This window comes from Arthrobacter sp. JUb119 (genome assembly GCF_024807995.1).
In the GTDB taxonomy this organism is placed as follows: domain Bacteria; phylum Actinomycetota; class Actinomycetes; order Actinomycetales; family Micrococcaceae; genus Glutamicibacter.
Map to the genome: position 1 here is coordinate 253,225 of NZ_JANUFE010000004.1, position 13,789 is coordinate 267,013.

The window sequence follows — 13,789 nt, forward strand, 5'->3', positions numbered from 1 at the left end:
TCGCCGAGCACTGCCGGGTCCGCAATCGAGAGGACCGTCATGACCGAGGTTGCCGCCAAGAGCACCACCACCGCCAAGATCATGGACCATCCGCTGAATGCCTGGTACGTAGCCGCCTGGGATCACGAGGTCACCCGCAAGCCGATGTCGCGCACCATTGCCAAGCGCCCGGTTGCCCTGTATCGCACCGAAGTTGGCAAGGCCGTTGCACTGGCTGACTCCTGCTGGCACCGCTTGGCTCCGCTATCCATGGGCAAGACCGTGGGAAAGGACGGGTTGCAGTGCCCATACCACGGCATCGTCTACAACTCCGCTGGCCGGTGCGTCTCGATGCCGGCCCAGGAAACCATCAATCCTTCGGCTACTGTTCCTTCCTTCCCTATTGTTGAGCGCTACCGCTATGTCTGGATCTGGATGGGCGACCCCACCTTGGCCGACCCGGAGCTGGTCCCGGACATGCACCAGATGTCTTCCGAACAATGGGCAGGCGACGGCATGACCATTGCCGCCGATTGCAACTACCAGCTGATCCTGGACAACCTGATGGACCTGACCCATGAGGAATTCGTGCATTCCTCCTCGATCGGCCAAGATGAGCTGAGCGACTCGGAATTCATCACCACTCATGTAGGCAACAAGGTCACCGTCACACGCTGGATGCACAATATCGACGCACCGCCATTCTGGCTGAAGAACATGCGCGACAAGTTCCCGGGTTTCGAAGGCAAGGTGGACCGCTGGCAGATCATCCACTTCGAAGCGCCGGCAACGATTACCATTGACGTCGGCGTAGCCAAGGCTGGAACCGGTGCGCCTGAAGGCGACCGCAGCCAAGGAGTCAATGGATTCGTCATGAACACGATCACCCCGGAAACTGATCGTTCCTCGCATTACTTCTGGGCGTTCATGCGCAACTACTGCCTGGACAGCCAGCTGATCACCACCCAGCTGCGTGATGGGGTGCATGGGGTCTTCGGCGAAGACGAGGCGATGCTCAAGGCCCAGCAGAAAGCCATTGATGCCAACCCGGACTACGAGTTCTACAACCTGAACATCGATGCCGGCGGCATGTGGGTTCGCCGCATTCTTGACGGCATGCTCGCCGCCGAAGCCAGCCAGTCCGTCCGCGCCTAGCCGGCTCCCGCGTTCAAACTGAAAGGTTGGTGCCAACGCAATGGCAGCGACAAATATTGAAGTCTGGCAGGAAGCGGAAGTCACCGGCATCGCAGACGTGGCCGATGGGATCAAGCGCATCGAGCTTGCCCCGCAGCTGCCAAAGCGAGCCGAGCCTGGCTCGCACATAGATTTGAAGGTGCAAATCAACGCAGAGGATGCCAAGCGCTCCTACTCTGTGGTCGAGTCGAGCGCTGACGGAACAACGCTGGTGATCAGCGTGCTCAAGGCTCCGCTCTCCCGTGGAGGATCGACCTATATGCACGAGCTGGCAGTGGGAGACCGTTTGCAGATCACCCAGCCATTGCAGAACTTCCCGCTGCGCGTGGGTGCCAAGCACTACATCCTCTTGGCTGGCGGTGTCGGCATTACCGCCATGGCGAATATGGCTTCAGTGCTCAAGCGTTTGAATGCCGACTACACACTGGTGTTTGCCGGCCGCAAGCGTTCGGCCATGGCCTACTTGGCACAGCTGGAGGCGGAACACGGTTCTCGGCTGGAAGTGCACGTGGACGATGAAGGCACGTCCCTGTCGGTCAACGAGCTGCTGGAACGTGCCGGCGAGGAAACCGAACTGTACATGTGCGGGCCGATCCGGTTGATGGATGCAGTTCGCCGTGGCTGGGCAGAACTCGAGCTGGATCCATCGGCGCTGCGCTATGAAACCTTTGGCAACTCGGGCTGGTACGACCCGGAGGAATTCATTGTCCGGGTTCCCAAGCTGAACCTGGAAGTGACCGTTCCCCAAGGGCGCTCCATGCTCGAGGCCTTGGAGGACGCCGGTGCGGACATGATGTCCGACTGCCGCAAGGGCGAATGCGGTTTGTGCGAGGTGCGCATTACCGAAATCACCGGACGGATTGACCACCGCGACGTGTTCTACTCCGAACGGCAGAAACGCCAGTCGAGCAAGATGAACTGCTGCGTTTCGCGAGCCATTACCTCCCAGACCGGTGCCAAGGCCGATGCCGCCCGCACCGGCGGACCCGCCGTGGTCACCATCGAACCGAACTAGCAAATTTCCCATCTTGGCACCCTCGCCGGCGGACCGAAACGGTTTCGCGGGCGGCTTGGTGCACCCTAAAACTGGAGATAGTTCCCCATGGACATCAAACAGAGAATTGAAGATTCACCGATGTCGGCCTTTCAATGGCTCGTCGTCGCAGTCTGCACCTTCTTGAACGCCCTCGACGGTTTTGATGTGTTGGCCATGGCCTTTACCTCAAATCAGGTTTCCGAAGAATTCTCGTTGAACGGCGCCCAGCTGGGCGTACTGCTCAGCTCAGGCCTCTTTGGCATGGCTGCCGGCTCATTGTTCCTGGCTCCATTCGCCGACCTGTTCGGACGCCGTCCGATGCTCTTGGGAACCACCGCGCTGGCATCGCTGGGCATGTTCCTCTCAGCCACCGCGGATTCCATGGCGAGCCTTGCCATCTGGCGTATCGTCACCGGCCTGGGAGTCGGCGGCATTCTGGCGTGCACCAACGTGATCACCAGCGAATACTCCAATGGACGCTGGCGAGGCATGGCGGTCAGCATCTACACCGCCGGCTACGGAGTCGGCGCCACCTTGGGCGGCATGGCGGCGGTCTCGCTGCAGGCCCATTACGGTTGGCGCTCGGTCTTCATTTTCGGAGGAGTGCTGACGATGGTCGCCTTCCTGGCTTTGCTGGCCGTCGTCCCCGAATCCGTTGACTTCCTGCTGACCCGGCGTACTGCGCGAACCGCCGAGAAGCTGAGCAAGCTGGCACGCAAAATGCACCTGGGTGCCGAGAACGTGGCCCTGCCAGAACAGGGCAGCTCCGCATCTGGCCGAAGCCGCAACGCAGTCCTTGCGCTCTTCTCACCGGATACACGCCGGGTGACCGCGGTGATCTGGGTGGCCTTCTTCGCGGTGATGTTCGGCTTCTACTTCGTGAACAGCTGGACCCCGAAGCTGCTGGTAACCGCGGGCATGACCGAAAGCCAAGGTGTGGTCGGCGGCCTGATGCTGACCCTCGGTGGCACCTTCGGTTCCCTGCTCTTCGGCGCTTTGACCACCAAGTGGGCCGTTCGCAAGGTGCTCATTGCGTTCACTGTACTTTCCTCAGTGCTCATGGTGGTGTTCATCTCGGCGGCAGGCATCCTTGCACTGGCCTTCGTCCTGGGTGTTCTGGTTGGCATGCTCATTAACGGTTGCGTAGCCGGCCTCTACACGTTGACGCCGTCCTCCTATGCACCGCAGTCACGTGGAACCGGCGTTGGCTGGGCTATTGGCATCGGCCGTTTCGGCGCGATCCTGGCTCCACTGGCTGCCGGCAGCCTGCTTGACGCCTCGTGGACCGCCGCCCAGTTGTACCTGGGCGTAGGCATTGTGGTGCTGTGCGCGGCAGTTGCGTTAATGATGCTGCGCGGCGGCGCGTCGCCTCACGCCCCGGAGAAGGAAACTTCGGATTCGGCAAGCACGAATTCCGCCAGCTAGGACATTTCTCAGCGGAGGGGCGGCGCCAACGGGCTTCGCCCCTTCAGCGTTTTAATGGCGCGTTTAGTCGGGGAGCGGTCAGTCTTTGATTCGCAGTGGCCACCTCGGATCTGGGCGGGTACTGGCCAAGGAATGGCGCTGCAGGCAGTGACTTGGGAGGTCCTGGTTCCAGAAGGCAAACGAATTAGAAGGACCACGATGGATCCCATCCAATCATGGCCGGCACGTGGATGGTGTGCGGCGTCCGGGTTCAAGCGAAATTCTCGGTCGCACGTGGACAACACTGGCGGGCTTGCCATCGAGACGAAGCCGGCTTGGCGCTTCATCATGAACAGATCCGCTCTTGGACTCTGGGGACGAGCCGCGCCTCAGGAAGAGCTCGGGGATGAAACCTGCCTGTTTGGGCAAGGCAGTGTCCGGTTGCTTGGCGGCAAGAGCGGCCGGCCAGGTCTGCCTGGCGGTGATGATGCACGAAATGCGCCTGGGCTGAGTGCTTTTCGGATAGTGCACCCGCGGATGAGTCGGGAACTGAAGTAGTCCGTGCCGTTGGATGGTGGAAACCAGAATGGCCCTGGCTACGACATTTTCATCCCGGAAGATCTCAACACGTTACTTGATCTGGAGCTACCTCGTTATCTCGCTCGAAACCGAGATCGGAGAGCAACCAACCACTTGTTTTCCGCCCGTTGTCGGAAGAAACGCAGACCAATTCATTGGTGGCATCAACTCCACAAGGAGTTCAGAGAAGTGCGATGGTCTCGGAAGCTATTGACTGCTTGCATTGCCAGTGGATGTAGCGCGTGTATCGAACAGCGGGATCCTGATTACGCCTAGCGGTTGTCGCCCAAATGCATTGCACGGGAAATGCCCCGGGCTGCGGTGCGTAGCGCCAGAGCTGCGGACTGCAGTGTTCCAGAGTCGCGGGGAACAACCACCGAGATAACCGCAACCTGATAGCCCGCCTCGTCGAGGATCGGGGCGGCGGCACCGGTGGTTTCCGGGTCGATGAATCCGTCGAACGAGGCGAATCCGTTGCGACGGATCTCCGCCATTTCTGCGCGGAGTTCAGGATGGGTGGCGGTCATCAGTTCGTGGTGGCGTTCCAGGAACCCGTGAATGGTTTCCGGCCGCGAAAAGGCCAAAAGTGCCATGCCCATCGAAGTTCGGTGCACAGGCATGCGTCCGGCGACATTCGCCTGATTGACAACAGAGCCGGGCCGCGAGAGACGCTCGATGATCAGCACCTCATCCTGGTGCAGTACCGAGAGCTGGGTATTTTGCCCCAGCAGCTGGTTGATGTCCTCCATGAACGGCAATGCCGCGGTGCGAAGGTCCTGGGTGGCAGCGCTTCGATTGGCTAATTCCCAAAGGCGCAAACCCAGCCGCACCTGGCCAGACCCGTCTCGTGCCAGCAAGTCATGGGATACCAATTCATCGAGCAACCTGTACATGGTTGCTTTGGGGATGTCGGCACGCCGGGCCAGGCTGCTGACGCTGAGCGACTGATTGTTGAGATCAAAGGAATTCAGGATCCGAACCAAGCGGTCCAGCATAGAGTCCCCACTGGGCGAATTGGCCATGGAACTATTTTAGGGCAGTGGCTGCTTCGCTTCTCCTGCATCCAGGTGAGCGGCTCTGCGCTTTAGTGCAAGCAGGGTTCGCTATCGCGCCGAATTTCCCTTGTTCGGCCAGAGTTAACGTGGAATTTTTCCAGCGATTCTCATTGAAAAGAGTAGCCAAAACGTTATTTGAATAGTGGTCGTATTATCGAAATGCTTGATGTAATGTCGTTTTTGAACGCGGAAAAAACTCCACGAAGGCGGCGGCAATGGTTCGAAATCATCAAATAAAGCTTGCAGCTTTGATGGCTGCATTGACGCTGGCAGCCAGCGGTTGCGTCAGTGCATCCCAGGGAGGGGCCGGTGATCCTTCTGCTGGCACGGTGTCGCCCACGCCGAGCTCCCCGGAGCAAAATGCTGAAGTTCCGCAGCGCCCGGCGGTCCTCAGCGAGAAATCCGAGGAAGGGCTGGAAGGTGCCGTGGAGTATTGGGTGCAGCTGCTGAATTATGCGGTGGCGAGCGGTGACACCGCCGCACTCAAAGGCTTCTCGGCAGCGGACTGCACCTTATGCCAGGAGCTAATCGCCCAGACTGACCAGGCCTATGCCAATGGTGGAAGTATTGGCGAAGGCGAATTCAGGGTTATTGAAACCATGAGCACCTTGGACAAGTATCAAGCATCGCCGGGCGAGCCCAAGGTTATGTTTGCCAGCTTTGGAATAGAGCGAGCCGCTGGCCTAGTACTCGGTGCAGATGGAAAGGCGACCAGCGAAATTGAGCCGGTTTCCTGCATGGATTTTGAAGAAAATTGGGATGAGATCGCTTATGACGAGGATGGAAACTTCATTGGATCCATTTGCTCGCTAGCTGTGCAGGATCCGGCGTTCGACGAGTCTTCCGGATGGCAGCCGCTGAATGTCGCGGTTAACGCGCAATAGCAATATGTGACTTGGAGAATGCCCTGGCTGCTTCGGCAGCCGGGGCATTTTTGTGCAGGGAACCGGGCGGACCGCAACGGAAATCTATTGAAGGTACGGATATCAACTGCTAAAGTTCATTGTACGAACTTAAGTTCACGATGTGAACATACCGCAGCGATGGAGCAGTGAGACGATGCAGCAGGCCTACCTATACGACGCAATCCGCACCCCCTTCGGCAAGATCGGCGGCGCGCTGTCCAGCCACCGCCCCGATGACCTGGCCGCCCACGTGGTGCGCGAGCTGGTCGCACGGGCGCCGCAGCTGGATGTCGCGGATATCGACGAGTCGATCTTCGGCAACGCCAACGGCGCCGGCGAGGAAAACCGCAATGTGGCCCGCATGGCCACCCTGCTCGCCGGGTTGCCGACCTCGCTGCCGGGCACCACGATGAACCGCCTGTGCGGCTCCTCGCTGGATGCCTCGATCGCGGCTTCCCGCCAGATCGCCACCGGCGACGCGGACCTGGTCCTGGTTGGCGGCGTCGAATCGATGAGCCGTGCTCCATGGGTGCTTCCCAAGACCGAGCGTCCTTTCCCGATGAGCAATCTGGAACTGGCCAACACCACCCTGGGCTGGCGCCTGGTCAACCCGGCCATGCCGGGGGAATGGACGGTATCGCTGGGCGAGGCCACCGAGCAGCTGCGCGAGAAGCACGGCATCTCCCGCGAAGACCAGGATGAATTCTCCGCGGCATCGCACCAGCAGGCCGCGGCCGCCTGGGAGGCCGGAAAGTACGACAACTTGGTAGTTCCGGTTCCGCCGGCGAACAAGCGCGGCACCCAAGTCACCCGCGATGAGACCATCCGTGCTGATTCCACCGCAGAAACCCTCGCCAAGCTGCGCACCGTGTTCCGCACCGGGGAGAATGCCACGGTGACCGCTGGCAACGCCTCGCCGATGAGCGACGGCGCCTCGGCGGCCTTCATCGGTTCCGAGCGCGGCGGCGAATTGCTGGGCGCCGATCCGATCGCCCGCATCGTCTCCAACGGCGCTGCCGCGCTGGATCCGCAGTTCTTCGGCTTCGCCCCGGTGGAAGCCGCCAACAAGGCTCTGGCCAAGGCCGGCCTGAAGTGGTCGGATATCGCCGCGGTCGAGCTGAACGAGGCATTCGCGGCCCAGTCCCTGGCCTGCATCCGGGCCTGGGACATCGACCCGGCCATCGTCAATGCCTGGGGCGGGGCCATCTCCATCGGCCACCCGCTGGGAGCCTCGGGCCTGCGCATCCTGGGTACCGTCGCCCGCCGCCTGGCAGAATCCGGCGAGCGCTACGGGCTTGCCGCGATCTGCATCGGCGTCGGCCAGGGCCTGGCCGTCGTCGTCGAGAACATGAACGCAACCAAGTAGCAGCTGGACGACGGGGGGATTTGAACCTCCGGTCCCACGACATCTTGAATCTAGAAAGGCAGCATCATGGCACCACGCATTGCCACCTCGGCCGCGGACGCCGTCGCCGAGATCACCGACGGCGCCACCGTCCTGATCGGCGGCTTCGGCAACGCCGGCCAGCCGATGGAACTGATCGACGCGCTCCTGGACTGCGGCGCGAAGGACCTGACGGTCGTGAACAACAACGCCGGGCAGGCCGACGCCGGCCTGGCCCTGCTGATCAAGGAACGCCGGGTCAAGAAGATCATCTGCTCCTTCCCGCGCCAGTCCGACTCCTGGCACTTCGATGAGGCCTACCGGGCCGGGGAAATCGAGCTGGAGCTGGTTCCGCAGGGCAACCTGGCCGAGCGCATCCGCGCCGCCGGCGCCGGCATCGGCGGGTTCTTCACCCCCACCGGCTACGGCACGCTGCTGGCCGAGGGCAAGGAAACCCGCGTGATCGATGGCAAGGGCTATGTGCTGGAAACCCCGATCCACGCCGATTTCGCGCTGATCAAGGCACTGAAGGCCGACACGCTGGGCAACCTGGTGTACCGCAAGACCGCGCGGAACTTCGGCCCGATCATGGCCACCGCGGCCAAGTCGGCCATCGTGCAGGTGGACGAGGTCGTCCAGGCCGGTTCCATCGATCCGGAAAACGTCATCACCCCGGGCATCTTCGTGGATACCGTGGTGGAACTGGGAGGGGAAAAGTAATGAGCGCAATGACCACCACCGAAGCAAAGCTCACCCGCGATGAAATGGCGCAGCTCGTTGCCGCGGACATCCCGGCCGGAGCATTCGTGAACCTGGGAATCGGCCAGCCGACCAACGTCTCGAACTACCTCACCAAGGAACAGGGCGTCACCCTGCACACCGAGAACGGCATGCTGGGCATGGGCCCGGTCGCCACCGGCGAGGACATCGACCCGGATCTGATCAATGCAGGCAAGATCCCGGTCACGCAGCTGCCCGGCGCCTCCTTCTTCCATCACGCGGATTCCTTCGCGATGATGCGCGGCGGCCACCTGGATGTATGCGTGCTCGGTGCCTTCCAGATCTCCAAGGATGGCGATTTGGCCAACTGGCACACCGGTGCCGAAGGTGCCATCCCTGCTGTGGGCGGCGCCATGGACCTGGCTATCGGCGCCAAGGCGACCTGGGTGATGATGAGCTTGTTCACCAAGGCCGGGGAATCCAAGCTGGTTGAAACGCTGAGCTATCCGGTCACCGGGCTGGGCTGCGTCTCGCGGATCTACACCGAAGTGGCCGTCTTCGAGCTGCGCGATGCCAAGGTCTTCGTGCGCTCCACCCATGGCATCAGCTTCGAGGAGCTGGCCGCCAAGGTCCCGGTGGAACTGACCCAGGCCTAGAAGACCCAGTAGATTAGTGGGGTGCGCATCCGAGTCTTGGAAGTGCGCCCCGCAATCATTTCCAGCGCGCAAGGAGCACGGTGAGCGAGCAGGCAGCAACAACCACATCGGTCCAGTCCCTGGCCCGCGGCTTGGCGGTCATCAGCAGCTTCGATGCCGATCACGCGTCGATGACCCTCTCCGAGGTCGCCGCACGCACTGCCCTGTCCCGGGCCACCGCCCGGCGGTTCCTGCTGACCCTGGTGGAGCTGGGCTATGTGCGCACCGACGGCAAGCATTTCGAGCTGACCAGCAAGGTCCTGCAGCTGGGGTACTCGTACCTGTCCAGCGCCACCTTGCCGCAGCTGATCGAACCGGTGCTTGAGGAACTCTCGGCTGCTGTGCATGAATCGGCCTCCGCTTCCATCCTGGACGGATCGCAGATCGTCTACATCGCCCGGGTGCATACCCGTTCGATCATGCGCGTGGGCATTTCGGTGGGCACCCGCTTCCCGGCGGCCAACACCTCCATGGGCCGGGTGTTGCTGGCCTACCAGCCCGAAGAAATCAGCGAGGCGGTGATCGCCGCCGGCGTGCACTCGGTGACAGGGCTGGGGATCGATCGCCCGGATCCGCTACGCGTTGAACTTCAGCGGATCCGTACCCAGGGCTATGCGGTGGTAGACCAGGAATTGGAGATCGGCCTGCGCTCGGTGGCGGTGCCGGTATTCAGTGCCGATGGCACCGTGGTCGCCGCGATGAACGTGTCGATGAGCGTGCGTCCCGATACTACGCAGAGCGCCGAACAGGCAGCCGAGGTGGTCTTGCCGCAGCTGCTCGAAGCTGCCGCGCAGGTACGCGAAGCCCTCGCCGCCAGCCGCTAGTACCCGCGGGGGTCAGGCGGTGGCCGGATCCCATTCGATGCCAGCACACGTGGTGATCGCGGCGAGCCGCGCAGGCCAGCACCAGTTGCTAGGGCTCGCGCACGTCCCGGCGGATCGGGTGCCCTTCGGGTACCTGCACCAGCACGATTCTGGTGCCGTCGGGATCCTGGATCCATGCTTCGATCAGGCCCCAGTCCTCCTTGCGCGCCTCGCGCTGCACCGTCGCACCGCAGGCCGCCAACTGTTCCAGCTCTGCCTGCACATCGCGCACCTGCACCCACAGCACCAGCGTGGACGGCATCCCTGGCGGCCGGTGCCCGGAGACTTCCAGCAGGCCATTGCCCAGGAAGAACACCAAGCCCGGCTGCTGTGCCGGACCGAATTCCCGGGCCACGGCTAGTTGCAGCACATCTCGATAGAACTGCTGGGTTGCGGCCAGGTCAATTGGCCGCAGCAGCACCCTGCTGGAAAGAACGTCCATGGCCACCAATCTAATAGCTGGCAGGCGCTCTGCCTAGGTGCGAGCCAAGGCGCATCCCGGCATCGGCACGCACGCCAGGATGCGCCGATTCCCGCTTACAGGTAGCAGGAAGGGCGGTAGCCTGGATCGGCCGGACCATCCGTGTTCAGGGCGTTGAGCACCCAGCGGTGGACTACAGGATCATGGTGGTCCTTCGAGTAAAAGATGGGAGACACTTGCTACTGGCCGGTAGTAACACGAAATGATCACAGTAATTTTGGTTTCTGTCTAGGGTTTTCTGGCGACAAGGTTTTGCGTGAAGTAGGATGCGTTCCCGCCAGATTGCGCGAATTTTCCATGGAATGCCCGCAAGCCTTCGCACTAGCTTGAAGCCTGCTTTAGGCCGGAGTTATCCGAGGTGACTAGCTGGTTTTTGAGGCTCGCATGTGGTGGCCGGCAGAAGGGCGAGCGGGACTTGGGTGCGCTTCGCTTCAGATTTTCTGAGCGGGTGGCGCCCGGGGTACTGTGACGGATCGCGGTAATGGAATTTACTTGTATCTTCAATCAATTACGGTATGCTTGGCTTATTGAACCTTGTTGGGAACGCCGCCGGAAGGCTGCGATTCCACCATCGGGAACCGCCCGCAAACAACTTATGAGGAGTTGGCCTGCTATGAGCAACCTGTTGAGCGATGTGCGTTCCGCCAATTGGAGCAGCACCCCGGAATCCGGTGCCGTGTTGGTCTTCCTGCATGGCTTCGGCTCCAATGAACACGACCTGGGCTCGCTCGCCGAACCGCTGGGATTGGATCTGCCTTGGGCTTCGCTGCGCGCTCCGCTGGAATTGGGCCACGGCGGGGCCGCCTGGTTCCAGATCACCACTCCGGGCGTCCCCGACGCGGCGCCGGTGCAAGCGGCCACCGCGGCGATCTGGGCCTGGATCGATGCAAATGTAGACACCGCCACCAAGATCATTCCAGTCGGTTTCTCCCAGGGCGGGCTGATGGCCAGCCAGCTGCTGCGCACCCGGCCCGAGCGGGTGCTGGCCACCACGATCCTGGGCGGATTCGTCTTAGGCGGCACCCAGTCAGCCGATGAAATCATCGCCGCGCAGCGTCCAGCAGTGTTCTGGGGCCGTGGCACCGAAGACCGGGTCATTGCCCCGGTCGCCATTGAACGCACCACCAAGTTCCTGCCCGAGCATTCGACCCTGACCGCCCGCACCTACTCGGGGTTGGCCCACGGGATCAACATGGATGAACTGAACGACGTCCGCAGCCATATCACCGCGCAACTTGACCTGATACCGCTGGGCAAGTCCTGAAGCGCGGCTGGCGGGCAGCAGGGCCCGCCGGCCGGGATAACCTTGTGCCATGGACAATGTTGAGCAAGCACTGGGCAGAATCCGCGCGGCTATCGAGAAGCTGCACCTCGCAGCGGCCCAGGACCATGACGCGCAACGCGCCCATGCGGCTCGCTGGCTTGATGGCCTCTTTGAGGATATCGAAAGCCGAGAGCAACTGCGAGAGGCTTCCCGGAAGGCCTTGGAACTCTACCGCGGCGGCATGGGGTCCTTCCAGGATGTGGGAACCGCGGTCATGGATGACGCGGTGAGCGGACTGCGCCGAGCCTTGGGCTCCGCGCGCTCCTGGCTCTTGCGCAGCTAGGAGCGGCATCTGGCAGGGAGCAATCCCCGCGGCGCGTGCCGCTACGCGGCGACGGTTTCCTCGACGTCCCGGATCCTGGCATTTTCATCGGCCACGCGGGTTTTGCGCACGCTCCACGCGTGGGTCAGGATGACCAGCAGGATGCCGGGGATCAGCCAGAGGATTAGCCGCAGGAGATCCATGCCGATGGACTGCCCGGGGAAGTAGACGAGGGTCTGCACTGCGTGCAGCCACCCGGCGCCATTCCAGAAGGTATTGAGTGCACCGTAGAATCCCGGCTGCATTTGCGGCTGGAAGATCCCGCCGGAACTGGTGAAATTCAGTGCGACGAAGCACAAGGTCAGCGTCGGGGTGGTCCAGTGGCGCAGCAGTGGATGCAGGCCCAGGCCCAGCAGGGTGATGCCGGCGGCGTAAACCCAGGAAATCAGCCAGATGCCCGCGTAATGATCCTCGATGATCCGGTAGACCGGGCCCGCGATCAGCACCGCGATTGTGGCAACCACCGCTGCGGCAACCGCCGCCATGGCGAAGCGCACGGGCAGCTTGACCTTGCCCATGAACCCGGCCAGCGGCACGGCGCTGGCGTAGCCGCCAATGCTCAAGGCGACCAGCAGGAAGAACAGCCCCTGCCCGGTGGTGTCCTGCTCGCCGGTGGGCACGACATCTTCGATGCGCAATGGCTGGCCTTGTTCGTAGGCCACGTCCAAGAAGACTTTCTGGGCGATATTCGCCGAGGTTTCCGACGCGGCGCTAGAGCTGTAGAGCGTTGCCGTGCCGCCGCTGGTTTCGTAGGCGGCCACGAGCTCGCGCTGCTCTACCAGTTTCCGGGCCTGGTCCGCATCGGCGACGGTGCGCACATTCAATGCACCGTCGGACCCATCCTGCAGGGTCTGGGCGAAAACCTTGGATTGCGCGGAATCGCCCACCACCGCCACCTGCACGTTGTGCGGACTGGGCGCGTGGAAGGCCCCCAGATAGAACAAGCCCATGATGGCGCACAGGAAGAACGGGATCAGCATGGTCAACACGAGCTTTCCCCAGCCCAGTGGTGCCGGCTTGGCTGCGGGGGACTTCTTCATGGCCGGATTATCGGCATGCTTGGAAGCGGGGGATTGGCGCGGGGCGTTGTCGGTGAGAGTCATCAGCATTAAAGAATACGCTTAATGTTGCATGATGCAACATTGAGTGCCCGGCAAAGCCCTGCGTACTAGACTCGGAACATGGGCAAGGAACAGCGGGAAGCCGATATCCAATCGATCTTCCATCACATGCAAATGATTACCCGACGTGCCAATACGCGCTCACGCCAGCTGGCCGAGCCGCTGACACTCGTGGAGCATTCCCTGCTGCGCTTCATTGCCGATACTCCCGGAACCCGGGCCACCGACATTGCCGAGGCGTTCTCGCTGAACCGCTCGACAGTCTCCCGGCAGGTAGGCACGCTGCTGGACTTGGGATATATCGCCTATGACGATGCGGAATCCGGGCGCGGTCGCGTAGTGGAACTGACCGGCGTGGGCCGCGAGCGGCTTCAGGCTTCCGCCGCCGTGCACCGCGCTGCGGTAACCGATCGTCTAGAGGGCTGGAGCGAAGAGCAGATCTCGGCCTTTGCCGAAGCCTTGGAACGCTATAACGTTGCCGACTCGCAGTAGGTCCAGGGAAATCTGCAACTTGCCCTAGGCGATCCTGGCGAAACGCGGGCCGTTGTAGCCATCGCGTTCAACGTGTTCCGCAAACATCTCCAGCGGCCGAGCCCAGAAGCTGTAGTCGTCGTAGAGCTTGCGGTAGAAGACCAGCGGCTCTTCGGTTTCGCTGTGCTTCCCCACGGCCAGCACCTCGTAGCGCTGGCCCTTGAAGTGCTGGTAGATTCCGGGTTCGATGCTCAAC

15 protein-coding genes are annotated in these 13,789 nt (G+C 62.0%); 11 read left to right on the top strand and 4 right to left on the bottom strand.

The window, feature by feature from the left end:
- Nucleotides 1-39 precede the first annotated feature (39 nt).
- From M2368_RS12625 to M2368_RS12635, 3 genes are all read left to right on the top strand, one after another.
- Nucleotides 40-1,134 carry an aromatic ring-hydroxylating oxygenase subunit alpha gene (locus tag M2368_RS12625; RefSeq protein ID WP_426735635.1) on the top strand — a complete coding sequence of 365 codons (1,095 nt, stop codon included), beginning with the start codon at nt 40-42 and terminating at the stop codon, nt 1,132-1,134.
- A gap of 40 nt (nt 1,135-1,174) precedes the next feature.
- The gene (locus M2368_RS12630; protein ID WP_332487471.1) at nt 1,175-2,188 is read left to right on the top strand and encodes a PDR/VanB family oxidoreductase; all 1,014 of its coding nucleotides are present in this window, start codon (nt 1,175-1,177) and stop codon (nt 2,186-2,188) included.
- Between the two features lie 120 nt (nt 2,189-2,308).
- The gene (locus M2368_RS12635) at nt 2,309-3,634 is read left to right on the top strand and encodes an MFS transporter (RefSeq protein ID WP_426735633.1); all 1,326 of its coding nucleotides are present in this window, start codon (nt 2,309-2,311) and stop codon (nt 3,632-3,634) included.
- Between the two features lie 830 nt (nt 3,635-4,464).
- On the opposite strand, the gene M2368_RS12640 is transcribed toward M2368_RS12635, so the two are convergent.
- On the bottom strand, nt 4,465-5,214 hold the full coding sequence (locus M2368_RS12640; protein WP_133834397.1) for an IclR family transcriptional regulator: 750 nt from the start codon (nt 5,212-5,214) through the stop codon (nt 4,465-4,467).
- 248 nt (nt 5,215-5,462) lie between these two features.
- Here M2368_RS12640 and M2368_RS12645 point away from each other — a divergent pair, with 248 nt between their 5' ends.
- From M2368_RS12645 to M2368_RS12665, 5 genes are all read left to right on the top strand, one after another.
- Nucleotides 5,463-6,131: a DUF6318 family protein gene (locus M2368_RS12645; protein ID WP_426735631.1), complete on the top strand. Its 669-nt coding sequence runs from the start codon at nt 5,463-5,465 to the stop codon at nt 6,129-6,131.
- A 175-nt stretch (nt 6,132-6,306) separates the two neighbouring features.
- Nucleotides 6,307-7,518, top strand: coding sequence for a thiolase family protein (locus M2368_RS12650; RefSeq protein WP_498724548.1), 1,212 nt, complete (start codon nt 6,307-6,309; stop codon nt 7,516-7,518).
- Between the two features lie 66 nt (nt 7,519-7,584).
- Entirely contained in the window at nt 7,585-8,256 is a 672-nt protein-coding gene (locus M2368_RS12655) for a 3-oxoacid CoA-transferase subunit A (protein ID WP_105658563.1), read from the top strand.
- Entirely contained in the window at nt 8,256-8,912 is a 657-nt protein-coding gene (locus M2368_RS12660; RefSeq protein WP_105658562.1) for a 3-oxoacid CoA-transferase subunit B, read from the top strand. Before M2368_RS12655 ends, M2368_RS12660 begins: the two co-directional genes overlap by 1 nt.
- An 80-nt stretch (nt 8,913-8,992) precedes the next feature.
- Nucleotides 8,993-9,775 (top strand): IclR family transcriptional regulator domain-containing protein, encoded by a 783-nt coding sequence (locus M2368_RS12665; protein WP_365943073.1) that lies wholly within the window; start codon nt 8,993-8,995, stop codon nt 9,773-9,775.
- An 88-nt stretch (nt 9,776-9,863) separates the two neighbouring features.
- On the opposite strand, the gene M2368_RS12670 is transcribed toward M2368_RS12665, so the two are convergent.
- Nucleotides 9,864-10,256 carry a VOC family protein gene (locus tag M2368_RS12670; protein ID WP_105662458.1) on the bottom strand — a complete coding sequence of 131 codons (393 nt, stop codon included), beginning with the start codon at nt 10,254-10,256 and terminating at the stop codon, nt 9,864-9,866.
- Between the two features lie 652 nt (nt 10,257-10,908).
- Between M2368_RS12670 and M2368_RS12675 the strand changes: the two genes are divergently transcribed.
- Together M2368_RS12675 and M2368_RS12680 are read left to right on the top strand one after the other, a co-directional pair.
- Nucleotides 10,909-11,559: an alpha/beta hydrolase gene (locus M2368_RS12675; RefSeq protein WP_426735626.1), complete on the top strand. Its 651-nt coding sequence runs from the start codon at nt 10,909-10,911 to the stop codon at nt 11,557-11,559.
- A 49-nt stretch (nt 11,560-11,608) separates the two neighbouring features.
- A complete protein-coding gene (locus tag M2368_RS12680) occupies nt 11,609-11,902 on the top strand; it encodes a DUF6966 domain-containing protein (RefSeq protein WP_105658559.1) in 294 nt (97 codons plus the stop codon).
- Nucleotides 11,903-11,943: 41 nt separating this feature from the next.
- Here the strand turns inward: M2368_RS12680 and M2368_RS12685 are convergent, their stop codons facing one another.
- Nucleotides 11,944-13,044, bottom strand: coding sequence for a hypothetical protein (locus M2368_RS12685; RefSeq protein WP_426735624.1), 1,101 nt, complete (start codon nt 13,042-13,044; stop codon nt 11,944-11,946).
- A 78-nt stretch (nt 13,045-13,122) separates the two neighbouring features.
- Between M2368_RS12685 and M2368_RS12690 the strand changes: the two genes are divergently transcribed.
- Nucleotides 13,123-13,554: a MarR family winged helix-turn-helix transcriptional regulator gene (locus M2368_RS12690; RefSeq protein WP_133834408.1), complete on the top strand. Its 432-nt coding sequence runs from the start codon at nt 13,123-13,125 to the stop codon at nt 13,552-13,554.
- A 24-nt stretch (nt 13,555-13,578) separates the two neighbouring features.
- Here M2368_RS12690 and M2368_RS12695 read toward each other — a convergent pair whose 3' ends face one another.
- Entirely contained in the window at nt 13,579-13,788 is a 210-nt protein-coding gene (locus tag M2368_RS12695) for a DUF1653 domain-containing protein (RefSeq protein WP_013347838.1), read from the bottom strand.
- Between the last annotated feature and the right edge of the window lies 1 nt (nt 13,789).

Bases quoted from the DNA above. Each gene is read 5' to 3' on its own strand.
- M2368_RS12625 (WP_426735635.1), top strand. From the start codon at position 40: ATGACCGAGGTTGCCGCCAAGAGCACCACCACCGCCAAGATCATGGAC.
- M2368_RS12630 (WP_332487471.1), top strand. From the start codon at position 1,175: ATGGCAGCGACAAATATTGAAGTCTGGCAGGAAGCGGAAGTCACCGGC.
- M2368_RS12635 (WP_426735633.1), top strand. From the start codon at position 2,309: ATGTCGGCCTTTCAATGGCTCGTCGTCGCAGTCTGCACCTTCTTGAAC.
- M2368_RS12640 (WP_133834397.1), bottom strand. From the start codon at position 5,214: ATGGCCAATTCGCCCAGTGGGGACTCTATGCTGGACCGCTTGGTTCGG.
- M2368_RS12645 (WP_426735631.1), top strand. From the start codon at position 5,463: ATGGTTCGAAATCATCAAATAAAGCTTGCAGCTTTGATGGCTGCATTG.
- M2368_RS12650 (WP_498724548.1), top strand. From the start codon at position 6,307: ATGCAGCAGGCCTACCTATACGACGCAATCCGCACCCCCTTCGGCAAG.
- M2368_RS12655 (WP_105658563.1), top strand. From the start codon at position 7,585: ATGGCACCACGCATTGCCACCTCGGCCGCGGACGCCGTCGCCGAGATC.
- M2368_RS12660 (WP_105658562.1), top strand. From the start codon at position 8,256: ATGAGCGCAATGACCACCACCGAAGCAAAGCTCACCCGCGATGAAATG.
- M2368_RS12670 (WP_105662458.1), bottom strand. From the start codon at position 10,256: ATGGACGTTCTTTCCAGCAGGGTGCTGCTGCGGCCAATTGACCTGGCC.
- M2368_RS12675 (WP_426735626.1), top strand. From the start codon at position 10,909: ATGAGCAACCTGTTGAGCGATGTGCGTTCCGCCAATTGGAGCAGCACC.
- M2368_RS12680 (WP_105658559.1), top strand. From the start codon at position 11,609: ATGGACAATGTTGAGCAAGCACTGGGCAGAATCCGCGCGGCTATCGAG.
- M2368_RS12685 (WP_426735624.1), bottom strand. From the start codon at position 13,044: ATGACTCTCACCGACAACGCCCCGCGCCAATCCCCCGCTTCCAAGCAT.
- M2368_RS12690 (WP_133834408.1), top strand. From the start codon at position 13,123: ATGGGCAAGGAACAGCGGGAAGCCGATATCCAATCGATCTTCCATCAC.